Below are 21,637 nucleotides of genomic sequence, written 5' to 3' on the forward strand. Positions count from 1 at the left end.
AGTGCGGCGGGCAGGCCGGCGCGCGATGCGTCAATCCGCGGCGAAGGCGAAGCGGCCTTCGGCCACCAGCTGTTCCAACGGATGGCGCTGGTTGGGATGCTCGCGCGCCTGCAGGGCTTCCGGCAGTTGCGACTTGTCGCCCTGCTTGCCGATGGCGACCACTGCCTCGATGGCGTAGTCGTCCGGGACAGCCAGCGATTCGCGCAGCCGGGCCTTGTCGAAGCCGCCGATGCCATGCGCATGCCAGCCCGACAGCGTGACCTGGAAGGCAAGGCTGGCCCAGGCCGCGCCGGCGTCGAAGGAATGAGTGTCGATGGCCTGCGGCTCGGTCCTGCCCGGCGGCGTCCAGACCTTGCGCGACAGGATGGCCACCAGGGCCGAGGCGTTCGCCGCCCAGCGCTGGTTGTATTCGGACAGCGCCGCGAACACCGGCTGCCAGGCCGGCGTGTCGCGGCGCCCATAGATAAAGCGCCAGGGCTGCGCGTTGTACCCGGACGGCGCCCAGCGCGCCGCCTCGAAGAAACGCAGCAAGATCGCCTGGTCGATGGCCTCGCCGGTGAAGGCGCGCGGCGACCAGCGCTGCAGGAAGAGGGGATGGATATCGTGTTCGGTGCTGCGGGACTGGGACATGGTAGCTCGTGGTTGGGTAAAGGTGCGGGGGAGGGATAAGAACTGCGCGTTCAGCCCGACGGCATGTTGCTTGACGAAGGCGCGACAGCGGGCGTGCTATCCGCTATGCGCAGGAACCTGAACGCAAGCAGGCCATAGAGCGGGAGGAAAATGAAGAACACATTCTGCAGGCCGATCACATCGCCAAGCAGCCCGCCGGCCACACTGCCGCAAAGCGAGCCGAGTGGCCCCACCAACAGGTTGGCGCCGGACACCTTGCCCCGCCCCAGGCGCGCGCCAATGCGCGCGATTCGGGTCAGGCTGACGATCTGCAGCAGGCCAAGCCCCAGTCCCTGCAGCAACACGCCGGGCCACAGCCAGGCCGCGTCGGGCGCTCGACCGAGCAGCACGAGTGCCAACGCCACCAGCCCGAAGCCGGCCAGGTAGCTGCGTCGCAGCCCCAGCCGCGCGGTGGCGTTGCCAAGCAGGAACAAGGTGGCGATATACGCCAGTCCGGAGCCCGTGAGGTAGGCCGAGGCGTGGGCGGCGTCCAGCCGCATGCTGTCCAGCGCGATCACCAGGATAAAAGTGCTGAAATACATGTGGGTGGACTGAGCGCAAAAATCGACGAGGTTGGTGATCCGCAGGTCGCGGTCACGAAGCAGGGCGCCCAACTCCCTGAGTACGGCGGCCGGGCCGCTGCGCGGGCCGGACTGCGCAGGGCGGGCGTAGCGCGCGAACACGATGGGCGAGAGCGCAATGGTCAGCGCGAAGCTGGCTGCGATGGCCCACCATGTGCCGCGATAGCCAATCCAGGCGACCAGGCTCACGCCCAGCGCCGGTCCGACCAGAAACATGCCGCTCATATGAGTGCCGCGGTACCAGCCCGCCTTGTTTTCACCCAGCGTGCGGATCTGCTCGAAGAACACGCTGTTGAGCGAGACAAAGCGCAGCGGCATGAAGAAGCTGATCGCCGTGCTGCAGCCGAGCAGGAACCAGGGCGTGGCCGCCCACGGCACGATGGCATAGCCAAGCCCCGCAAGCGCGCTGCCGGTGAGGAACAGCCGGGCGGGGCCGTAACGGTCCACCAGGAAGCCGATCGGCACGCTCATGACGAGGGTACCGATCATCTGCCCGCTGGCAATCACGCCAAGCTGCGCGTGGCTGGCGCCCAGTTCCAGCGCATAGAGCGAGGTGACGATCTTGGCGACTCCCACGCTGGTGCCCATCAGCGAGGCCAGCAGTGCGAAGACGACGAGGAAGCGATTGTGCCGGAGCCAAGCGCGCATCTTTGGGGCCCGCGCCTGGCTCAGGACGCCAGCGGCTTGTGTGCCGTGGCGAATATCAGGTAACGTTCCAGGCGGATGCCTTCGGCGGTGCGGTAGCGTTCCAGCTGTTCGCCCAGGGCCGCCAGCACGTGCGCAAGCTCCACGTCGTCGAAGGCGGCCAGTGTGTTGCCGAAGGAGCTGCTGCGGCTCCATTCGACCAGGTTGGCCGCGTCCGGCACCAAGTCAATGATGGTCCGGGTCGCGCCATCGTAGCCGGCAAAGCCGGCCGCTTCCACCAGCGCGCGGAGCTGTGTGTTGCTGACCGCGCCGAGGTTGCGGCCGTGCGGGCGGCGCGCCGGATCGATGCCGGCAGCCTCCGTGGCTGCACGCAGCAGGGCGCCTGACTGATGCGGGTTGTCGGCGTCGCCGCTGTTTAGGCCAAGCCGGCCGCCCGGCCTGAGCACCCGGAAGATCTCCGCAAGCGCGCGGGGCTTGTCGTCCACCCAGTGGAACACGCTGTTCAGGTACACCACATCGAAGCTACTGTCGGCAAAGGCGGACAGGTCCTCGGCGCGTCCGACGCGCACCGCGAAGTTGGCTTGCCCCTTGGCGGCGGCGATGTCCACCCGCAGCGGCAGCGGATCAATGCCGGTTACGTGGCCGCCGGGCGCCACTTTTTGCGCCACGTAGACACCAAGCCGGCCGGTGCCGCTGCCAATGTCGAGCACGCGTTCGCCGGGACGGAGGGCGAGCGCCTCGATCAGCAGCTTGCCGTGGTTGAACTGGCGCACGCCCACCCGCTCATAGGTGGCGGCGAGCTCCGGCGAGTCGAGCGCGAAGCTGACCTGCCGGCGCGGAACGGATTCGAGCAAAGTAGTCTGGCTCATGGGTTCTCTGTGAAAAGGAGCGTCTGTGGTGGCAGGCCGGTGCCGTTGGCCGCGGCCTGCCGGCTCGGGTACTCAGGCCAGGGCCGGTTCCGGCTGAGCGGGCGTATTGACCGGCTGCGCCAGCGCGCCCGGCGCGCGAGTGCCGAAGGCTTCGCCCTCCACGCTCTGCGAACGGAAGCCGTCCGGTCCCACCGGTACGTCGCCGGTCAGCGTGGTGCGGTAGAGCACGCGCTCGACCTCGATATGGTCGAGATCCTGGGGCGCCAGATGCGCGGTGGCACGATTGTCCCAGAAGGCGATATCGCCGTTGTTCCAGCGAAAGCGCGTGGTGTAGGCCGGCTTGGCGATCTGGTCGAAGAACAACTCGAGCAAAAGCTCACTTTCATGCGGCGAGACGCCGACGATATGCGAGGTGAAGCCCGGGTTGACGAACAGTGCGCGCTCTCCAGTCTCGGGGTGGACGCGTACCACCGGATGGATCGAAACCAGTGGCTGGGCAGCGATCCGTTTGGCGATGCGGCTCTCCGATGGCAGCGTGGCACGTGCGTTGAAGCGATGCTCGGCGCGCAGCCCGTCGGCCAGCGCGCGCAGCGGCGAGGACAAGCCCTCATAGGCCGCCACCAGATTGGTCCAGGTGGTATCGCCGCCGAACGCCGGCACATTGACCGCGCGCAGGATGGAGGCCGGCGGCGGATTGACCACGGCGGTGACGTCGGTGTGCCAGCGGCTTTCGTAGCTGCTGCGGCGGATGCCATTGCGGCGCTCATAGCGGCTGCGGTCGATCGGCAGCAACTGCGGGAAGTCCTCGATCGGCTCGTCTTCGTGCGGATGCGCGTAGGTGACTTCGCCGAAGCGCGAGGTAAAGGCGACTTGGGCGGCGTGGTCAATATGTTGGCCGCGGAAGAAGACAACTTTCCATTTCAGTAAGGCGCGGCGGATCTCGGCAACGGCGTCTTCATGCAACGGCCCCGACAGGTCGATGCCCCCGATCTCGGCGCCGATGTGGCCGGCAACCTGGCTGACGGTGATGTGCTGGTAGCTCATGGTGTGTCCTTGCGAAGCGGATTTGGAGGGAGGCCGCCGATGGCGTCTGCGCGCTGGCGGTGATAGTGAATAGCAAGCGCTGTACCAAGCTGCCGGGCCCGTTGAAAGCCGCTGTATTCCGGGCTTTCCCTCGCCGATATGCTGTTGGCGAAGCAACGGCAGGAGCAGCGTTGCTGCCTGCCGGGCAGCCGCCGAGAGAAGGGGGCTGCAACCCCCTGGGAATCAACAGCCTGCTGCGCAGTGCTGCTGCGTTTCTAGCAGCGGGGGCGGGTCGGCGCCTTCATGCCTGCTTCTAAGCAAATGCGAAACGATCAGTTGGCCGCGCATGCCGCTGCTTTCTATACTTGGCACTCACCGGCAACGATTGCTGATTGCCTGGACACAACACCAGCGCCAGCTCCAGCACCGGCATCAGCCTTCTTTTGTCCTTACTTCCTGGAGCCAGTATGAGCCTTCGCCCACTGCACGACCGCGTTCTCGTCAAACGGTCAGACAACGAAACCCGCACGCAATCCGGCATCGTGATTCCCGATAGCGCTGCCGAAAAGCCCGACCAGGGCGAAGTGATTGCCGTCGGACCGGGCCGGCGAAATGAAGCGGGCGAACGCATCGCGCCGGACCTGCGCGCAGGCGACCGCGTGCTGTTCGGCAAGTACGCCGGGCAGGCGGTGAAGGTTGATGGAGACGAAGTGCTGGTGCTGCGCGAGGAAGACATCCTCGCCGTGGTAGAGCGCTGAATCTCTGCGTACCCGCCAGCATCGATTCGAATTTCCAGAACGAACCCGACAATCAAAGACAGGACAGACAGCAATGGCAGCAAAAGATGTAGTGTTCAGCGACGTCGCCCGCGCCAAGGTGGTCGAAGGCGTCAATATCCTCGCCAACGCGGTCAAGGTGACACTCGGCCCCAAGGGCCGCAACGTGGTGCTGGAGCGCAGTTTCGGCAGCCCCACCGTGACCAAGGATGGCGTCTCCGTGGCCAAGGAGATCGAGCTCAAGGATAAGCTGCAGAACATCGGCGCGCAACTGGTCAAGGAAGTCGCTTCCCGCACCAGCGATAACGCTGGCGACGGCACCACCACCGCCACCGTGCTGGCGCAGGCCATCGTGCGAGAGGGCGTCAAGTACGTCGCGGCCGGGCTCAATCCGCAGGACCTGAAGCGCGGCATCGACAAGGCCGTGACGGCGGCCATCGAGGAACTGCGCCGCATCAGCAAGCCCACCACCACCAGCCTCGAGATCGCGCAGGTCGGCACCATTTCGGCCAACGGTGAAAGTGCCATCGGCGAGCGTATCGCCCAGGCCATCGACCGGGTCGGCAAGGAAGGCGTGATTACCGTGGAAGACGGCAAGTCGCTGGGAGACGAGCTCGAAGTGGTGGAAGGCATGCAGTTCGACCGCGGCTACCTGTCGCCGTATTTCATCAACAACCCCGACAAGCAGGTGGCGGTGCTGGAGCAGCCGTACCTGCTGCTGGTGGACAAGAAGATCTCCAGCATCCGCGACCTGCTGCCGGTACTGGAGCAGGTGGCCAAGGCAGGACGTCCGCTGCTGATCGTGGCCGAGGACGTAGAGGGCGAGGCACTGGCCACGCTGGTGGTCAACAATATCCGCGGCATCCTGAAGGCCGCCGCGGTCAAGGCTCCTGGCTTTGGCGACCGCCGCAAGGCACTGCTGGAAGACATCGCGATCCTGACCAGCGGCCAGGTGGTGTCGGAAGAGGTCGGGCTGTCGCTGGAAAAGATCGCGCTGGAGCAACTGGGCCAGGCCGGGCGCGTGGAAATCGGTAAGGAGAACACCATCATCATCGATGGCGCGGGCGACGCCGTGCAGATCCAGGCGCGGGTGAAGCGTATCCGCACCCAGATCGACGAGGCCAGCTCCGACTATGACCGGGAGAAGCTGCAGGAGCGCGTGGCCAAACTGGCCGGCGGGGTGGCCGTGCTCAAGGTCGGCGGTGCCACCGAGGTCGAGGTCAAGGAGAAGAAAGCCCGCGTGGAAGACGCGCTGCACGCCACGCGTGCCGCGGTGGAAGAGGGCATCGTGGCGGGCGGCGGCGTAGCGCTGATTCGTGCGCGCCAGGCTATCAAGGATCTGACGGGCATCAACCCGGACCAGCAGGCCGGCATCAAGATCGTGCTGCGGGCACTGGAGGAGCCGTTGCGCCAGATCGTTGCCAACGCCGGCGAAGAAGCCAGCGTGGTGGTGGCGCGCGTGGCTGAAGGGACGGGCAATTTTGGCTACAACGCGGCTACTGGTGAGTATGGCGACCTGGTGGAGGGCGGCGTGGTTGATCCGACCAAGGTCACGCGCACGGCTTTGCAGAATGCTGCCTCGGTGGCAGGCCTGATCCTTACCACTGATGCTGCGATCGTTGAACTGCCGAAGGATGAGGGGCAGCTCAGTGTGCCGGGCGCGGCTGGCGGAGGTGGTGGACTGGATTTCTGAGGCCATTGGCTGAAGACTGGTCCGGCAAGGCGTGAACGAAGAGGGCCCCGCAAGCGGGGTCCTCTTCGCTATGCGTTCTTCGTCGTATGGTTCGCGGGCTAGGGCAGGCACCTATCGTTGGTGCGCCCGGCAGGGTCCGAGTGGGATGCAAATCTCGCATGCCTATATGCGTTTCGCATGTCTATGCATAGATGAAATTCATCCTTCGGCGGCCAACTACGCTGCGCTATCGTAGGGCGCTTCTAAGCGTCTGCCTAAGACGGCGGGGGTGGGCGCGCTCCCGCGCCGTTGGGTGCGCAACAGCGGATCGGCAGAGTGCACGGCGAGGGCGGTACCGATCGCGTCAAGGAGGCCGAATCAGGCAAGAAACATGGCGATTCACGCGGGCCTGCTTCTTGTCTAATGCATTGCCGGCAACGAAATACGCCGCACGCGTGAATCCACAAATCATCGACATCGACAGGAGGTTTCCCATGGCTACACCGCTGAAAGTGGTCGCCGTCAACGGCAGCGCTCAGCAGCCCTCGCGCACGCTCGCGCTCGTGCAGGCACTGCTCGCGGAACTGGATAGCCGGCTGCTTTTGCAAAGCCATATTGTCAATCTCGGCGACATCGCGCGTCCGCTGGGTGCGGCGCTGTCGCGGGCAGAGTTGCCGGCCGAGATTGAAAGCGAGCTGGTCGCCATCGAGTCCGCCGACCTGCTGGTGGTGGCCGCGCCTGTGTATCGCGGTTCTTATCCTGGCCACTTCAAGCATCTTTTCGACCTGGTAGGGCAGGAGGCGCTGGTGGACAAGCCAGTGCTGCTGGGGGCCACGGGCGGCAGCGACCGCCACGCGCTGGTGCTGGAGCATCAGTTGCGGCCGCTGTTCGGCTTCCTGCAGGCGCTCACGCTGCCCATCGGCGTGTACGGCAGCCCGGGGGATTTCCAGAATTACCAGGTCAGCAGCGCGACGCTGGCCGAACGCATTCGCCTGGCCGCGGATCGTTGCGCGCCGTTGTTCGAAGCCAGCCGCAAATTGCTGCTGCAGCGTGCGGCTTGAAGGGGAGAACCGCGGCAATGAATGTCTTCTGGTTTCTTCCCACGCACGGCGATGGCCACTATCTCGGCACCACGGAGGGCGCGCGCCCCGTTTCGCTGGGTTATCTGAAGCAGATCGCGCAGGCGGCCGACAACCTGGGTTACTACGGCGTGCTGATTCCCACAGGCCGCTCCTGCGAGGATTCGTGGGTCATAGCCTCCGCGGTGGCGCCCTGGACGGAGCGCCTGCGCTACCTGGTGGCAATCCGCCCGGGCATCATCTCGCCTACCGTGTCGGCGCGTATGGCCGCCACGCTTGACCGTATTACCAATGGCCGGCTGTTGATCAACGTCGTGACCGGCGGCGACCCGGACGAGAATCGTGGGGATGGCCTGTACCTTGACCACAGCCAGCGCTATGCCGCATCCGCCGAGTTCCTGCGCGTCTGGCGCCGCGTGCTGGAGGGCGAGGCTGTTCACTTCGATGGCGAGCATATCAAGGTGGAGAACGCCAAGGCGCTGTATCCGCCGGTGCAGCGGCCTTACCCGCCGCTTTACTTTGGTGGTTCGTCGGATGAAGCGCACGACCTTGCCGCGGAACAGGTCGACGTGTACCTGACCTGGGGCGAGCCACCCGAGGCCGTGGCGCAAAAGATCGCCGACGTGCGCGCGCGCGCTGCGCGCCTTGGCCGCAAAGTGCGCTTTGGCGTGCGCCTGCATGTGATCGTGCGGCGGACCAGCGAGGAAGCCTGGCGGGCCGCGGATGAACTGATCGCGCAGATCTCAGACGAAACGATCGCTGCCGCGCAGAAGTCCTTCTCGCGCTTCGACTCCGTCGGCCAGCGCCGGATGGCCGCGTTGCACGGCGGCCGCCGCGACCAGCTGGAAATCTATCCGAACCTCTGGGCCGGCGTGGGCCTGGTGCGCGGCGGTGCCGGCACCGCGCTGGTGGGCAACCCACGGGAAGTGGCCGCGCGGATCAAGGAATATGCGGACCTCGGCATCGAGAGCTTCATCTTCTCGGGCTACCCGCACCTTGAGGAAGCGTATCGCTTTGCCGAACTGGTGTTCCCGTTGCTGCCGGAGCCGTACGCCAGCCTGGGTCGCGGCGGCGCGACCAACCTGACGGGGCCGTTCGGCGAGATGATCGCCAACGACGTGCTGCCGGGCAGCAAGGCGTCGGCATGAGCCTGAGCCTGAGCCTGAGCGCCGGGTACCGCTGGACCCGCAACGCACGGCGCAGGCGCTGGCGCGCGACTTCGCGCAGATCGCGGTGGAGCGCAACGTCGAAGGCGGCACGCCCAAGGCCGAGCGCGATGCGCTGCGGGAGAGCCGGCTGCTGGCCCTGACCATTCTCGTCGAGCTTGGCGGGCTGGGCGCAAGCCGGTCCGAGATGCCGCTTGCGCGCGCATTTTGGCTTTGTCGAGCGGCTCTATGCGGAGATGGCGCCCGAACTGCGGGAGCGCTGGCTACGGCTCGTCGCGCAGGGCGCAATTTTCGGCAATGCCACCACCGAGCTTGGCGAGGGCACCCTGGGCCAGCGCAAGATCACCTTGTCGCCCGACGGCGAAGGCTGGCGTCTCGACGGTGAGAAATTCTACAGCACCGGTACGCTCTATGCCGACTAGATTGCGGTTAGCGCCAGCCGCGCGGGCTGTGCCGATCCGGTCTATGTGCTGGTGCCGGCCAATGCGCCGGGCATCGACCGCATCGATGACTGGCGGGGTTTTGGCCAGCGCCTCACGGGCTCCGGCACCACGCGCTTCCGCGACGTCGCGGTGTCCAGCGAACAGGTGCTGAGCTTCCCGCGCAATGTGCCCACGTCCATCACGGCTTACGTCCAGCTGGTGCACCTGGCGACGCTCGCTGGCATCGCCCGGGCCATCGAGCGCGACGCCGCTGCCTTTGTGCGCGCGCGCAAGCGCGTCTATAGCCATGGCAGCGGACGCACGCCCGCGGAAGATCCGCAGGTGCAGCAAGTGGTGGGCCACCTGGCCGGCGCGGCGTTTGCGGCCACCGCCACCGTCGCCGCCGTAGCGCAAGGCCTTGGCGAGATCGATCGCCTGCGGCAGCGGGGTGAAGCCGTGCCAGCAAGCTTGCTGGACGATGTCGAGTTGCGTGCCGGCAAGGCGCAGGTTGTCGTGGCGGACCAGGTACTGGCGGCGGCTACACGGCTGTTCGATATCGACGGCGCCTCCGCGCTGGATGAGGACCGTCGGCTGGATCGCCATTGGCGCAATGCCCGCACGCTGGCCTCGCACAACCCGACCATTTACAAGGCAAGGACGCCATCAATGGCTCCGCGCCGGCCTACTACTGGTCGGTTGGGGCGAAGGCTGCCTGAACGCGACGCACGGGACGAGCGGGCAGTATTGCCCGCCCCGGCCTATCCACGGGCTTTGAGAAGCCGCACGCAGCGGTCGCCTGCCCACTGGATCGTGCTGACCAGCCCGATCAGCAGCACGATCACCACCACCATCACGGTCGTGTCGAACCGCTGGTAGCCATAGCGGATTGCAATATCCCCGAGCCCGCCGGCGCCCACCGCCCCCGCCATTGCCGACGCGCCGATCAAGGACACCACGGTAATCGTGAAGCCGCCAATGATCCCCGGCAATGCTTCCGGCAATAGCACGTGCCAGATGATATGCCAGCGCTGGCAGCCCATTGCCTGCGCCGCTTCGACCAGGCCACGGTCCACTTCGCGCAGGCTGATTTCCGCGATGCGGGCAAAGAACGGCGTGGCGCTGATCGCCAGCGGCACCACGGCCGCCCAAACGCCGATGGTAGCGCCCACCACCAGCCGCGTGAACGGCAGCAGCGCCACCAGCAGCACGATAAAAGGCGTGGCGCGGAATCCGTTGATGACGCTGCCCAGCGCGCGATGCAGCCGCGGAGATTCGAGCACGCCACCAGGCGACGTCAATACCAGCACCAGGGCGAGCGGGATGCCGGCTAACACCGCGATCAATGCGGACGCGCCCACCATGGTGAGGGTGTCGAACAGGCCTAGCCAGATGCGTTCAATGGTTAGCGGGGACATAGCCGAGGACCTTGGTGTATTGGGACAGTTGTTGGGAGGCCAGCATCTCGGGCGACAGGCCGGCACCCGCGGCGGCCAGCAGCAGGCGGCCCTGGGTATGGCCCTGGATGCGGTCCACGCCGGCGTGCAGCAGCCGGGCACGGCCCCCCAGCGCCGCGGCGATGCGGGCCAGCTCGGGCGCCGTATCGCCGATGCCCGTGTAATGCAGTTCGATCAGTTGCTCGAACGCGCCGTGCGCGGGGGGCTTGGGTTGCAGCAGCCGCGCCAGGTCATCCGGCAAGCCCGTCTGCAGCGGCCGCAGCAGGGCACGGGTAGCGTCGTGGCCGGGGTTGCCGAACACTTGCCACACAGGACCTTGCTCGGCCATCCGGCCACGTTCGAGCACCAGCACGTTGTCGCAAATCTCGCGGATCACCCGCATCTCGTGCGTGATCAGCACGACGGTCAGCCCGAAGCGACGATTGACGTCGCGCAGCAGCGCCAGGATGGCGTGCGTGGTTTCCGGGTCCAGGGCGGAGGTGGCTTCATCGCACAGCAGGATCTCTGGCCGGTGCACCAGCGCGCGGGCGATACCCACGCGCTGTTTCTGGCCGCCCGAAAGCCGCCCGGGATACGCGCGATGCTTGTCTTCCAGCCCGACCAGCGCCAGCAGTTCTTCCACCCGTTGCGCGATTTCCGCGCGGGGCACGCCGGCCACCTTCAGCGGCAGGGCCACGTTGTCCCAGACGGTCTTGGCGGACAGCAGGTTGAAATGCTGGAAGATCATGCCGATCCGCCGGCGCAGGCTGACGAGGCCGCGCTCGTCGAGCGCGCCGATGTCGTGGCCATCCACCAGCACGCGGCCGGTGGTGGGCCGCTCCAGCCGGTTGATGGTGCGCAGCAGGCTGGACTTGCCGGCGCCGCTGCGGCCGATGATGCCGAAGATCCCGCCAGCGGGAATCTCCACGTCGATGTCATGCAGCGCGTGGACATCGCCAGCCGGCGAGCGGTACACCTTGCCCAGATGCGCGAATGCAACCGAGCCCACGCCGGACGGCCCAGGCCTTGATGGGGCGCGCCCGCCCACCGCGGCGTGCTCGCCGGGCGAGGGTGCCGGCGCGATGTGCTCATGCCGATGGAGGGCGCTTGGAGAGCCTAGGGAGCTTAGGGAGTCCATGGCGTCACTGCTTCAGCCACGGCAGGCTATAAAGCTTGTCGTTATTGGCGAAGGATTTCTTCAGTTGCTGCCGCACCGCCGGCGATTCCTGGTAGATCTTGACGAAGCGGGCGACACGCGGGTCGCTGGCGTTGTCCTGTCGGCTGACGAAGCGGATCGCGAAGTAGAGGTCGTCCACGCCGGAGTAGAGCAGCCCGGCGCCGGCGATCTGCGGCTTGCCCGCGTTGACGAAGTGCGCCGGATAGCCTTGTGCCAGGTCCACGTCATCCAGCGCGCGCACCAGCTGCGGGCCTTCGATCTCGACGAACTTGAGTTTCTTCGGGTTGCCCACGACGTCGTCCACCCTGCCGCGCGCGCCTACGCCGTCGCGCAGCTTGATCAGCCCCGCCTTTTGCAGCAACAGCAGGCCGCGGCCCTGGTTGACCGGGTCATTGGCCACGCCGATGCGGGCGCCCTCCTTGATGTCCTCAAAGCGCTTGACGTGGTTCGAGTACAGGCCGATGTTGGGCAGCACGCCGACCGCCACGCTTTTGAACGCATAACCGCGCTCCTTGACGGCGTTGTCGAGGAAAGCCTGGTGCTGGAAGTAGTTCAGGTCGAGGTCGCCGGCTGCCAGGGCGACGTTCGGCGTGGTCCAGTCGGTCAGTTCCACCACCTTGACGTCGAGTCCTTGCTTGCGCGCTTCGGCTGCGGCTACTTCGACAGAGTCCGCCAGGGAGCCGGGCGTGACACCGATCTTGAGTGGCGCGGCATGCGCCGCTGCGGCCAGGGCGAAGGTGGAGATGCCGGCCAACAATAGTCGTTTCAGTTTCATGATCTTCGATGCCTTCAAAGTGGTTGATGTCTACGGGGCTCAGCCCTGGCTACTGCGAAATCGCGCCGCCGCGTGCCGCGCCGGCAGCCGGTCGTCTTCGGCGAACAGCTTCTTGCGCAGGCTGCCTTGGGCATAGGCTGTCTTGTAGATGCCGCGGTTCTGTAACTCGGGCACCACCAGGTCCACGAAGTCCTCGTAGCTCTCCGGCACCACGGTGCGGCTGAGGTTGAAGCCGTCGATGCCGGTTTCCCCCACCCAGGATTGCAGTTCATCCGCAACCTGCTGCGCGTCGCCCACGATGGCGGGATAGCGGCCACCGAGCTCGAACAGCTCCAGCAGCTTGCGCCGGGTCCACCCATGCTGCTGCGCGGTGCGCGTGGCCGACTCGATGGCGTTGGCGCCACCGTAGTCAACCGGCGCGTCGAGGTCATAGCGGCCGAAGTCCACGCCAGTGCTCGCGGCGAAGTGCGCCAGCCCGGCTTCGCGGCTGGCGTAGTCCTTGTACTCGGCGTACTTCTGGCGGGCTTCGGCGGCGGTCTTGCTTGGTACGACGGCGGTGCCGGCGAAGATCTTGATGTCATCCGGCCTGCGGCCGGCGGCCACCAGTTGCTCGCGCAGCGCCCTCACGGTATTGCGGGCGGCATCCTTGCTGGGCGGCGAGATAAACACGCACTCGGCATGGCGCGCGGCGAACTGCTGGCCGCGCCCGGAGCTGCCCGCCTGGAACAGCACCGGCGTGCGTTGCGGCGAGGGCTCGGCCAGGTGATAGCCATCGACCTTGTAGTACTTGCCCTCGTGCCTGATTTTATGCACCTTGCGCGGATCGGTGAACACGCGGGTGGCCTTGTCGCGCTGCACCGCATCGTCTTCCCAGCTGCCTTCCCAGAGCTTGTAGAGCACGTCCAGGTATTCGTCCGCGCGGTCGTAGCGTTCGTCGTGCGCGATCTGGCCGGCGAGGCCCATGGCGCGCGCGGCGCTGTCCAGGTAGCCGGTGACGATGTTCCAGCCGACGCGTCCGCGCGTCAGGTGATCCAGCGTGGAGAAGCGGCGTGCCAGCAGGTAGGGCTGCTCGTAGGTCAGGTTCACGGTGACGCCGAAGCCGAGGTGCTGCGTGACGGCGGCCATCGCAGGCACCAGCAACAACGGATCGTTGACCGGCAGCTGGATCGACTCGCGCAGCGTCACGTCCACATTGCCTTGGTAGACATCGTAGACGCCGACGATATCGGCGATGAAGAGCCCGTCAAACAAGCCGCGCTCCAGCGTGCGCGCCTGGCTAGTCCAGTACTCCAGCGTGTTGTAGTCGGTCGCGCGGTCGCGCGGGTGCGTCCACAGGCCGTGGTTGATATGCCCGACGCAGTTCATGTTGAAGGCGTTCAGCAGGATTTCCTTGCGTGCCATTTACAGCGCTCCATGCCGGGTGGGGAGCCGGTCGTTAAGGTAAAAGTTGCCGACGGCGTGATACTTCCAGCGCACCGGGTCGTGCAGGGTGTGGGTGCGAGCGTTGCGCCAGAAGCGATCCAGGCCGAGGTGGTCGAGCGTGGCCGCGGTGCCGCCTAGCTCGAACAGCTTGCTGCCCGCCAGCAGCGACGCCGTAGTGGTCAGCGCGCGTGCCTCGGCCACGGCGATTGAGGCCTCGGCCACGCTGCGCTCGGTGGGGGCCGCCTGGGCGGCATCGACGATGCGCCCGGCGCGGCGCATCAGCGCTTCGGCGGCGCGCAGCCTTACGGAGACCTCGCCCACCTGGTGGATGGTGAGCGGGTCGTCGCTGGCGCGTTCTACGCCCGCGTCCACCCAGGGGCGGGCGCGTTCGCGCACGAAGGGCAGGGTGGATTCGAAGGCGCCGCGGCCGATGCCCAGGTCGATCGCCGCGTGCAGGATCTGCGCCACTGGGCCAATCGTGGTCGGTTGCTCGAAGGAGGCCAGGAAGGGCACCACCCACTCCGCCTCGACCCGGACATTGTCGAAGGACACCGAGCCGCTGCCGGTGACGCGCTGGCCGAAGCCGTCCCAGTCGTCGACGACGGACACGCCTTCGGCGCGGCGTGGCACAAAGGCCAGGTAGGTGACCTCGCGACCTTGCTCCTCGGCCACCACCAGCGTCGGGATCCAGTGGGCGTACAGCGCGCCGGTGCAGTAGAACTTCTTGCCGTCCACGCGCCAGCCGTCGCCGTCCGGCGTAAGCCGGGTGCGGCGCTTGAAATCCTTGTGGCCGATCTCGGCAAGGGCATTGCCAAAGCGCTCGCCGGCGAGTGCGCGCTCGTAGAAGAAGCGCTTTTGCGCCTCGCTGCCACCCACGCGAAGCACCTCCAGCGCGTAAAAATGGTTCTGCGGGATCTGCCCGAGCGAGCCGTCGGCGGCGGCGATGGTGGCAATGACCTCGGCCAGCGTGACGTTGGACACGCCGGGGCCGCCGTACTCGCGCGGCACCGTGATGCCCCACAGTCCGCTGGCGCTGAAGGCGTCCAGCTCGGCCCAGGGCAGGCGTCGCTCGCGGTCGCGCAATGCAGCCTCGGGGGCAAAGCGGACTGCGAGCTGGCGAGCCGTCAGGATGGCGTGCGCATCGTCGCGGATCAGTTCGGGTGGCTGGGCGGGCGGTGCGGCAGGCGCGGGCCGGCTATCGGTGGGAACCGGGGAGAGGAGCACGGACATATCAGTTCCAGGAGTGGCGCGCGGGCAGCACGTGGTTAAGGTGGTAGTTGCCGATCAGGTGGGTCTTCCAGCGTACCGGGTCGTGCAGCGTGTGGGTGCGCGCGTTGCGCCAGTGGCGGTCCAGGTTGTGCTTGGCGCGCGTGGCGGACGAGCCGGCGAGTTCAAACAGCTTCTGGCTGGCTTCCAGCGCGATCTCGGTGGTCAGTACCTTGGCCTCGGCCACCGCGACGGAGGCACGCGCGCTGGCCTCGGCATCCAGCGGCCCAGCGGCGATGGCGTCAAGCGTGCGCCCGGCTTCGAGCAGCACTTCGCGCGCGGCGTGCACGTCGATCTGCAGGCGGCCCACGTCCTGGATGATGTAGGGGTCTTGCGTGGCGTGCTCCAGGCCGGAGTCGATCCACGGGCGGGCGTACTGACGGACGAAGGCGATGGCATCGGCCAGCGCGGCCTCGGCGATGCCCTGGTCGATGGCGGCCTGGATCAGTTGCGAGGTGGGGCCGTACAGGCCCGGCCGCTCGGCCAGTTGCCAGATCGGCAGCACGTCCTCGGGCGCCACCGGGACGTTGTCGAAGACCACGCTGCCGCTGGCCGTGGTGCGCTGGCCGACGGAGGACCAGTCGTCGACGATACTCAGGCCACGTACCTCGCGCGGCGTCCACACCTGCACGCTGCGGCCCTGGTCGTCGAGCGCTCGCGCGGGAACGCGATGCGCGAACAGCGCCCCGGTGGAATAGAAGCGGTGCCCGTTCAGCCGCAGGCCTTGGGCGGTTCCGGTGAGGCGCGTGGTGCCTTGCAGGATGGTCTGGCTGCTCTCGGAGCGGCGCTCCGGGCCGGCGTTGCCCAGGCGCGCGCCGGTCAGTACCTCGCCGTAGAAGCGGCGCTTCTGCGATTCGCTGCCGATTTCGCGCAGCACGCCCAGCAATCCGAAATGGTTTTGCGGGATCTGGCCGAGCGCCGGGTCGGCGGCGCAAAGGATGACGAAGACTTCGGCCAGCGTCGTGTAGGACACATCGGCGCCACCGTACTCGCGCGGCACGGTGATGCCACCCAGGCCGCTCTCGGACCAGCGGTCCAGCTCGTCCCAGGGCAGGCGGCGTTCGCGATCCCGTTCGGAGGCGCCGTCGGCGAACACCGCGGCGAGATCGTGGGCGGCCTGCAGTGCCTCGGCATCGCTGGCGATGCGGCGCACGCGTGCTGGGTCCGGCAATCGTGCCGGTGGCGCGGGAATCGGTGTGGCGGGGAGATCGTTCAGTTTGGTCATGGCTGTCGTGTGTAGGGTTCGCGCGGTTCAGGCCGGCGGTTCGAGTCGGCGGTTCAGGCCGGTGAAGCAGCCCGGCGCACGCGGCGCAGCCGTGGGTTGAGCGCGGCCTGCAGGCCGTCGCTGAGCAGGTTGAGCGCGAGGACGGTGAGCACCACGGCGAGGCCGGGGATGGCGGTCATGTACCAGCCGGTGCGCAACGCGTCGCGGCCCAGGCCGATCATCGAACCCCAGCTCACCACGTTGGGATCGCCCAGTCCGAGAAAGGCCAAGCCCGCTTCGGAAAGGATCGAGTTGGCCACCAGCAGGCCGGTGGAGACGATGATCGGGGTCCAGGCATTGGGCAGGATCTCGCGAAAGATCAGGTGGGCGTTGCTGGCGCCCACCGCCACGGCGGCGCGCACGTATTCGCGTTCGCGCAGGGTCAGGAACTCCGCGCGGACCAGCCGGGCGACGCTGGTCCATGAGGTCACGCCGAGCGCGAACACGATGGTGCCGAGGCTGGGCTTGAGCACCGCAACCAGGATAATCGCCAGCAGGAAGGCGGGGATGGTCTGGAAGAACTCGGTGATGCGGCTGAGTACCGCATCCACGGCGCCGCGGTAGAAGCCCGCCGCCGCGCCGATCGTGACGCCGATCGCCAGCGCTACCGCGGCCGACGACACGCCAACCAGCAGTGACACCCGCGCGCCGTGAGCCAGCCCGGCCAGCAGGTCGCGGCCCATCAGGTCGGTGCCGAGCGGCATGGCCGGATCCGCGCCGGGCCAGACGAAGGGCGCGCCCACCATATCGAGCGGATCCGCCGGGAACACCACGCCAGCCAGCGCCGCCGCGGCGAAGACCACCAGCAGGATGGCACCGCCGAGCCAGATGGAAGGTTGCAGGTACCAGCGCTTCATGCGGCGCCTCCTTGTGGCGCTGAAGACACGGGTGCCGAGCCGGCCCGCACGCGCGGGTCAAGCACGGCCTGCGCCATGTCCACCAGCAGGTTGGCCAGTACCACCAGCACGCCGCTGAAAATCAGCACGGCCAGCAGCACCGGGATATCGCGGCTCTTGATTGCCTCGAAGGAGAGCTGGCCCAGCCCGGGCCAGGCGAACACCGTTTCCACCACGATCGACCCGCCCAGCAGGGCGCTGCTTTGCACGCCCAGCATGGTGATCACCGGCAGCACGGCGTTGCGCAAGGCGTGGCCGAAGATCACCCGCGCCTCGCGCGCACCCTTGGCACGGGCGGTGCGGATAAAGTCCTCGGCCAGCGTCTCGATCATCGACGCACGCGCCAGCCTCGCGTACACCGCCACGTAGTAGATCGCCAGCGTCAGCACCGGCAGCACCAGGTGATGGGCGTAGTCGAGCAACAGCCGCGGGCCGTGGTAGCCCGCATTGACTTCGCGCAGCCCGCCGATCGGCAGCCATTCCAGCTGCACGCCAAACAGCACGATCAGCATCAGCGAGGTCCAGAACATCGGGGCTGAGTAGCCCACCGTGGCCAGCGCGGACAGCACCGTGTCGGTCAGGCCATGCGGGCGCCGTGCCGCCGCCACGCCCAGCAGCACGCCGACGACCGTGGACAGCAGCAGCGCGGCGCCGACGAGCGCCAGCGTGGGCCCCAGCCGGCTGAGCACGAGATCGAGCACCGGCTCGCCGAAGCGGAACGAGTAGCCCAGGTCGCCATGCGCGATGCGACCGAGATAGCTTACCAACTGCTCCGGCAGGCTGCGATCCAGCCCATAGAGCTGGCGCAACTGCGTCACGTACTCCGGCGGCACGCTGCCGCTTTCGCTGGCGATCACATCCACCAGGTCGCCGGGCAGCGCCTTGAGCAGCGCGAAGTTGAGCACGGCGGTCGCGACGATCACGCCAACGAGTTGCAGCAGGCGGCGAAGCAGGTGTCGGATCATGCGCACGGCCTCCTCACTTGGCGCTGAGCCAGACGCGGGCGAAATTGTTCTGGCTGTGGTCGAAAGTATCCGTGACGTTGCGCAGGCGCTTGTCCCAGACGCCGAACCAGCGGAACTCGAACAGGTTCAGCAGCGCCAGGTCCTTCTGCGCCAGCTTCTGGAAATCCTGGTAGAGCTGCACGCGCTTGGCCGGGTCACGCTCGACCTGTGCTGCTTCGATCAGCTTGTCGGCCTCGGGGCTGGCATAGCCGGAGGCGTTCTGCCAAGGCGTGCCCTTGGATTCCGCCTTGGACCAGTAATGCTGCTCCACGCCGATCTGCGGGTCCTGCCAGTTGATGCCCCAGGAACTGACCAGCTGGTAGTTGTAGTCGGTGAACACGTTCTTGGTCCAGGTAGGCAGGTCCTGGCCGCGCAGGTTCACATCGATGCCGACGGCGCGCAGAGACTGGCGCACGAACTCGCCGGTGCGGCGGTAATCGTCACCAAAGGGGATGAAGTCATGGTTGAGCTTGAAGCGGAACCCATCCGCCTTGCGCGGGAAGCCGGCCTGGTCGAGCAGGGCCTCGGCCTTCTTGCGGTCGAACGGGTATTGCTCAGTGTCCTTGGTATAGAAGGTCTTGAGCAGCGAGGACACCGGCCCAGTGGCAGGCACCGCGTAGCCGCCCCACACCGTCTTGGCCAGCGCATCGCGGTTGATTGCGTACAGGATGGCCTCGCGCACCTTGAGGTTGCCGATGATCGGGTCGCGCAGGTTGGGAATCAGCCAGAGCCAACCGGCAAAGCCGTTGTAGCCCTCGGTGCTGACCACCAGGTTGGGCGACTTGGCCAGGCGGTCGGCGTCGGCAAAGGTCACCGGGTTGCGCTCGCCGTATTGCACCGCGCCGGTTTCCAGCGCGGTGGCGCGGCCGGCCACATCCGGGATGATCTTGAAGGTGAGCTTGTCGAGGTAGGGCAGCCCCGGCGCCCAGTATTTGTCGAAGCGCTCCAGCGCGATGTGCTGTCCGCGCACCCACTCCTTGAAGATAAACGGGCCGGTGCCGACCGGCTTGTTGTTGTACGGATTGTTCGGGATATCCGTGCCTTCGTACAGGTGCTTGGGCAGGATCGGCGCGGCCACCACGTCGAGCGCGTTCAGGATCACCGGGGTCGGCTTGCCGAGCGTAAGCACCACGGTATGGCTGTCCGGCGTATCGACCTTGCGCAGGTGCTGGAATACGCGGCGCGCGGTAGGCGCGTGCTTGCGCCAGATTTCCTCGGCGGAGAATTTCACATCGGCGGCGGTGAAGGGCTTGCCGTCGTGCCACAGCACGTTCTTGCGCAGCTTGAGCCGCACGGTGAGGCCATCGGATGAGACGTCGACGCTCTCCGCGAGTTGCGGGCGCGGCTTGAGGTCGGGGCCGTAGTCCAGGAGGCCGTCGAAGATCTTGCTGACTACGGTGCGGCCCGGTGTGGAGGTGTTGATGAAAAATGCCAGCGTGGGTGGCTCGGGGTGGACCACGGCATCGAGAGAGCCGCCGCGCTGAGCACCGTCTTCGGTATTCGGCAGCGGCTTGGTCAGTGCGCTGGCCTCGGGCAGCAGGCCGCCAAACAGACCGCCGGCAAGCAGGGCGCCGGTGGCGCCAAGTAGTTGACGGCGTTGCGCGCTATGCGGGGCAGCTTTGTCCAGGGCAAGGGGGTCCGGCTTGGCGAAGGGAAAATCGTGTTCGTTCATGGGGCGTTGAGGTTTCGGTGATGCGGTAACTGCGGAGAGAGACTGCGAGAGTTCAGCTGTGCGCGGGGGCAGGCAGTGGCGCTTGAGCGGCAGCGTCCGGAAGACAGCTCAGCCGGGCATGGCCGGGCACGGCCGCCAGCAGGGTGCGGGTGTAGGGATGTTGCGGGCGCGTCCAGATGGTCTCGGAATCACCTGATTCGACGATCCGGCCCGCCTGCATCACGCACACACGGTCGGCGATATAGCGCACGACCGACAGGTCGTGCGAGATGAACAGGTAGGTCAGGCCGTGCTCTGCCTTCAGGTCGACCAGCAGGTTCAGGATCTGCGCCTGGATGGAAACGTCCAGTGCGGATACGGGCTCGTCGCAGATCACCAGCTCAGGGCGCAGCACCAGCGCGCGTGCAATTGCGATGCGCTGGCGCTGCCCGCCCGAGAACTCGTGCGGGTAGCGGCTGCGCGCGCGCGTGCCCAGCCCGACGTCGTCGAGGATGGCGTCGATGCGGTGCGTGCGTTCGGCACGCTCGCGCACGCCATGGATGGCCAGGGCATGGCCAAGGATGTCTTCCACGCGGTGGCGCGGGTTGAGTGAACCGTAGGGGTCCTGGAAGATCAGCTGCACGCGGCGGCGCCAGGGCAGCAGCGCGGCGGGCGCCAGTGCTAGCAAGTCCTGTCCGGCAAACGAGACGCGGCCAGCGTCGGCAGGTGTCAGCCGCAGGATGGCGCGCGACAGGCTGGACTTGCCGCAGCCAGATTCCCCCACCAGCCCGAGCGTTTCGCCGGCGGCGATGTCGAGCGACACATCGTTGACCGCGCGCACCCGGTGCTCGCCGCTGGCGTACGAGACACGCAGGCCCCGCACCGAGAGTAGCGGCGCCGCGTTGGCGGCTGGCGTGCGTTGGGCGGCGGCGGAATGGGTTGCTGGCGGTCGGGCAAGCTGGAAGCGGCCTTGCCCATCGGTGCGGATCTCGGCCATGCGGTGGGTGGTGTAGTGCATATCCCGCGCGACGTGCAGCGACGCGCCAAGCAGGCCTCGTGTGTACTCGTGTCGTGGCGCGGCGAACACGCTCGCCGTTGCGCCTTCTTCCAGCTTGCGCCCGCCGTACATCACCGCAATGCGGTCTGCATACTGGGCCACTACGCCCAGGTCGTGCGTGATCAGCAGCACGGCCATGCCGAGTTCATGGCGCAGACTATCGATCAACTCGAGGATCTGCGCCTGGATGGTCACGTCCAGCGCGGTGGTGGGCTCGTCCGCGATCAGCAAGCGCGGTTTGCAGGCCACCGCCATGGCAATCATCACGCGCTGGCGCTGCCCGCCGGAGAACTGGTGTGGGTACGCATCGAAGCGGCGCGCGGGGTCGGGCAGTTGGACCAGGCTTAGCAGTTCGATGGCCTGCGCCCGTGCTGCGCGGCGCGACAGCGGCTCGTGTAGCGTCAAGGCCTCGGCGACCTGCTGGCCGATGCTTAGCACCGGGTTCAGCGAAGTCATCGGCTCCTGGAAGATCATCGACACAGCGCGCCCCCGCGTGGCGCTCATCTCCGCCTCGCGCAGCGCAAGCAGGTCCAGTCCATCGAAGCTGACTGTGCCGGACAGCCGCGCATGCGCAGGAAGCAGGCGCATCAGCGCCAAGGCCGTCGTCGATTTTCCGCAGCCGGATTCGCCGACCAGCGCCAGCATCTCTCCTGCAGCGACCTGCAGGTTCAGGTCTTGCAGCGCATGATGGCCGGGAAAGTACACGTTGAGGCCGTGGATGTTTAGCAATGGCCGCAGGGTCCCCGCGCCGGCCTGTGCGCTGGTTTGCATGAACGCGGAGGGCGATGAA

General features: G+C 67.0%; 18 protein-coding genes and 1 pseudogene. 5 read left to right on the top strand and 14 right to left on the bottom strand.

Features of this window, described 5'->3' with window-relative positions; translation table 11 throughout:
• Positions 1-30: 30 nt before the first annotated feature.
• From ACX12D_RS36165 to ACX12D_RS36180, 4 genes are all read right to left on the bottom strand, one after another.
• Positions 31-630, bottom strand: coding sequence for a nitroreductase family protein (locus ACX12D_RS36165; RefSeq protein WP_459376646.1), 600 nt, complete (start codon positions 628-630; stop codon positions 31-33).
• A gap of 50 nt (positions 631-680) precedes the next feature.
• Positions 681-1,898 carry an MFS transporter gene (locus ACX12D_RS36170; protein ID WP_459376647.1) on the bottom strand — a complete coding sequence of 406 codons (1,218 nt, stop codon included), beginning with the start codon at positions 1,896-1,898 and terminating at the stop codon, positions 681-683.
• 20 nt (positions 1,899-1,918) lie between these two features.
• Entirely contained in the window at positions 1,919-2,764 is an 846-nt protein-coding gene (locus tag ACX12D_RS36175) for a class I SAM-dependent methyltransferase (protein WP_459376648.1), read from the bottom strand.
• 72 nt (positions 2,765-2,836) lie between these two features.
• Positions 2,837-3,808, bottom strand: coding sequence for a TauD/TfdA dioxygenase family protein (locus ACX12D_RS36180; RefSeq protein ID WP_459376649.1), 972 nt, complete (start codon positions 3,806-3,808; stop codon positions 2,837-2,839).
• 446 nt (positions 3,809-4,254) lie between these two features.
• Between ACX12D_RS36180 and groES the strand changes: the two genes are divergently transcribed.
• From groES to ACX12D_RS36205, 5 genes and pseudogenes are all read left to right on the top strand, one after another.
• Positions 4,255-4,545, top strand: a complete 291-nt coding sequence (groES, locus tag ACX12D_RS36185) for a co-chaperone GroES (protein WP_459376650.1) — start codon at positions 4,255-4,257, stop codon at positions 4,543-4,545.
• Between the two features lie 73 nt (positions 4,546-4,618).
• Positions 4,619-6,256: a chaperonin GroEL gene (gene groL, locus ACX12D_RS36190; protein WP_459376651.1), complete on the top strand. Its 1,638-nt coding sequence runs from the start codon at positions 4,619-4,621 to the stop codon at positions 6,254-6,256.
• A gap of 473 nt (positions 6,257-6,729) precedes the next feature.
• The gene (gene msuE, locus ACX12D_RS36195; protein ID WP_441637309.1) at positions 6,730-7,296 is read left to right on the top strand and encodes an FMN reductase; all 567 of its coding nucleotides are present in this window, start codon (positions 6,730-6,732) and stop codon (positions 7,294-7,296) included.
• A gap of 17 nt (positions 7,297-7,313) precedes the next feature.
• Positions 7,314-8,462, top strand: a complete 1,149-nt coding sequence (gene ssuD, locus ACX12D_RS36200) for an FMNH2-dependent alkanesulfonate monooxygenase (protein ID WP_459376652.1) — start codon at positions 7,314-7,316, stop codon at positions 8,460-8,462.
• Positions 8,463-8,493: 31 nt separating this feature from the next.
• Positions 8,494-9,618, top strand: a pseudogene (locus ACX12D_RS36205) (acyl-CoA dehydrogenase family protein).
• Between the two features lie 42 nt (positions 9,619-9,660).
• On the opposite strand, the gene ACX12D_RS36210 reads toward ACX12D_RS36205, so the two are convergent.
• From ACX12D_RS36210 to ACX12D_RS36255, 10 genes are read right to left on the bottom strand one after another with little or no spacing between them, the layout of a single operon-like run.
• Complete coding sequence (locus ACX12D_RS36210; protein WP_459376653.1) at positions 9,661-10,317, bottom strand: methionine ABC transporter permease; 657 nt, start codon at positions 10,315-10,317, stop codon at positions 9,661-9,663.
• Positions 10,298-11,473: a methionine ABC transporter ATP-binding protein gene (locus ACX12D_RS36215; protein WP_459376654.1), complete on the bottom strand. Its 1,176-nt coding sequence runs from the start codon at positions 11,471-11,473 to the stop codon at positions 10,298-10,300. The genes ACX12D_RS36210 and ACX12D_RS36215 overlap by 20 nt, the downstream gene beginning before the upstream one ends.
• A 4-nt stretch (positions 11,474-11,477) precedes the next feature.
• On the bottom strand, positions 11,478-12,287 hold the full coding sequence (locus ACX12D_RS36220; RefSeq protein WP_459376655.1) for a MetQ/NlpA family ABC transporter substrate-binding protein: 810 nt from the start codon (positions 12,285-12,287) through the stop codon (positions 11,478-11,480).
• A 39-nt stretch (positions 12,288-12,326) separates the two neighbouring features.
• Positions 12,327-13,688: an LLM class flavin-dependent oxidoreductase gene (locus ACX12D_RS36225; RefSeq protein ID WP_459376656.1), complete on the bottom strand. Its 1,362-nt coding sequence runs from the start codon at positions 13,686-13,688 to the stop codon at positions 12,327-12,329.
• Positions 13,689-14,939 carry an SfnB family sulfur acquisition oxidoreductase gene (locus tag ACX12D_RS36230; RefSeq protein ID WP_459376657.1) on the bottom strand — a complete coding sequence of 417 codons (1,251 nt, stop codon included), beginning with the start codon at positions 14,937-14,939 and terminating at the stop codon, positions 13,689-13,691.
• Position 14,940: 1 nt separating this feature from the next.
• Positions 14,941-16,200, bottom strand: coding sequence for an SfnB family sulfur acquisition oxidoreductase (locus ACX12D_RS36235; RefSeq protein ID WP_459376658.1), 1,260 nt, complete (start codon positions 16,198-16,200; stop codon positions 14,941-14,943).
• 53 nt (positions 16,201-16,253) lie between these two features.
• The gene (locus tag ACX12D_RS36240) at positions 16,254-17,096 is read right to left on the bottom strand and encodes an ABC transporter permease (protein ID WP_459376659.1); all 843 of its coding nucleotides are present in this window, start codon (positions 17,094-17,096) and stop codon (positions 16,254-16,256) included.
• Positions 17,093-18,100 (bottom strand): ABC transporter permease, encoded by a 1,008-nt coding sequence (locus ACX12D_RS36245; protein WP_459376660.1) that lies wholly within the window; start codon positions 18,098-18,100, stop codon positions 17,093-17,095. Before ACX12D_RS36245 ends, ACX12D_RS36240 begins: the two co-directional genes overlap by 4 nt.
• 13 nt (positions 18,101-18,113) lie before the next feature.
• Positions 18,114-19,811, bottom strand: coding sequence for an ABC transporter substrate-binding protein (locus ACX12D_RS36250; protein ID WP_459376661.1), 1,698 nt, complete (start codon positions 19,809-19,811; stop codon positions 18,114-18,116).
• 52 nt (positions 19,812-19,863) lie between these two features.
• The gene (locus ACX12D_RS36255) at positions 19,864-21,618 is read right to left on the bottom strand and encodes an ABC transporter ATP-binding protein (protein ID WP_459376662.1); all 1,755 of its coding nucleotides are present in this window, start codon (positions 21,616-21,618) and stop codon (positions 19,864-19,866) included.
• Positions 21,619-21,637 lie beyond the last annotated feature (19 nt).

The organism is Cupriavidus sp. PET2-C1 (assembly GCF_054515855.1).

Excerpts from the sequence above, each read along its gene's own strand:
- ACX12D_RS36165 (WP_459376646.1), bottom strand. The coding sequence starts at position 630 with ATGTCCCAGTCCCGCAGCACCGAACACGATATCCATCCCCTCTTCCTG.
- ACX12D_RS36170 (WP_459376647.1), bottom strand. The coding sequence starts at position 1,898 with ATGCGCGCTTGGCTCCGGCACAATCGCTTCCTCGTCGTCTTCGCACTG.
- ACX12D_RS36175 (WP_459376648.1), bottom strand. The coding sequence starts at position 2,764 with ATGAGCCAGACTACTTTGCTCGAATCCGTTCCGCGCCGGCAGGTCAGC.
- ACX12D_RS36180 (WP_459376649.1), bottom strand. The coding sequence starts at position 3,808 with ATGAGCTACCAGCACATCACCGTCAGCCAGGTTGCCGGCCACATCGGC.
- groES (WP_459376650.1), top strand. The coding sequence starts at position 4,255 with ATGAGCCTTCGCCCACTGCACGACCGCGTTCTCGTCAAACGGTCAGAC.
- groL (WP_459376651.1), top strand. The coding sequence starts at position 4,619 with ATGGCAGCAAAAGATGTAGTGTTCAGCGACGTCGCCCGCGCCAAGGTG.
- msuE (WP_441637309.1), top strand. The coding sequence starts at position 6,730 with ATGGCTACACCGCTGAAAGTGGTCGCCGTCAACGGCAGCGCTCAGCAG.
- ssuD (WP_459376652.1), top strand. The coding sequence starts at position 7,314 with ATGAATGTCTTCTGGTTTCTTCCCACGCACGGCGATGGCCACTATCTC.
- ACX12D_RS36210 (WP_459376653.1), bottom strand. The coding sequence starts at position 10,317 with ATGTCCCCGCTAACCATTGAACGCATCTGGCTAGGCCTGTTCGACACC.
- ACX12D_RS36215 (WP_459376654.1), bottom strand. The coding sequence starts at position 11,473 with ATGGACTCCCTAAGCTCCCTAGGCTCTCCAAGCGCCCTCCATCGGCAT.
- ACX12D_RS36220 (WP_459376655.1), bottom strand. The coding sequence starts at position 12,287 with ATGAAACTGAAACGACTATTGTTGGCCGGCATCTCCACCTTCGCCCTG.
- ACX12D_RS36225 (WP_459376656.1), bottom strand. The coding sequence starts at position 13,688 with ATGGCACGCAAGGAAATCCTGCTGAACGCCTTCAACATGAACTGCGTC.
- ACX12D_RS36230 (WP_459376657.1), bottom strand. The coding sequence starts at position 14,939 with ATGTCCGTGCTCCTCTCCCCGGTTCCCACCGATAGCCGGCCCGCGCCT.
- ACX12D_RS36235 (WP_459376658.1), bottom strand. The coding sequence starts at position 16,200 with ATGACCAAACTGAACGATCTCCCCGCCACACCGATTCCCGCGCCACCG.
- ACX12D_RS36240 (WP_459376659.1), bottom strand. The coding sequence starts at position 17,096 with ATGAAGCGCTGGTACCTGCAACCTTCCATCTGGCTCGGCGGTGCCATC.
- ACX12D_RS36245 (WP_459376660.1), bottom strand. The coding sequence starts at position 18,100 with ATGATCCGACACCTGCTTCGCCGCCTGCTGCAACTCGTTGGCGTGATC.
- ACX12D_RS36250 (WP_459376661.1), bottom strand. The coding sequence starts at position 19,811 with ATGAACGAACACGATTTTCCCTTCGCCAAGCCGGACCCCCTTGCCCTG.
- ACX12D_RS36255 (WP_459376662.1), bottom strand. The coding sequence starts at position 21,618 with ATGCAAACCAGCGCACAGGCCGGCGCGGGGACCCTGCGGCCATTGCTA.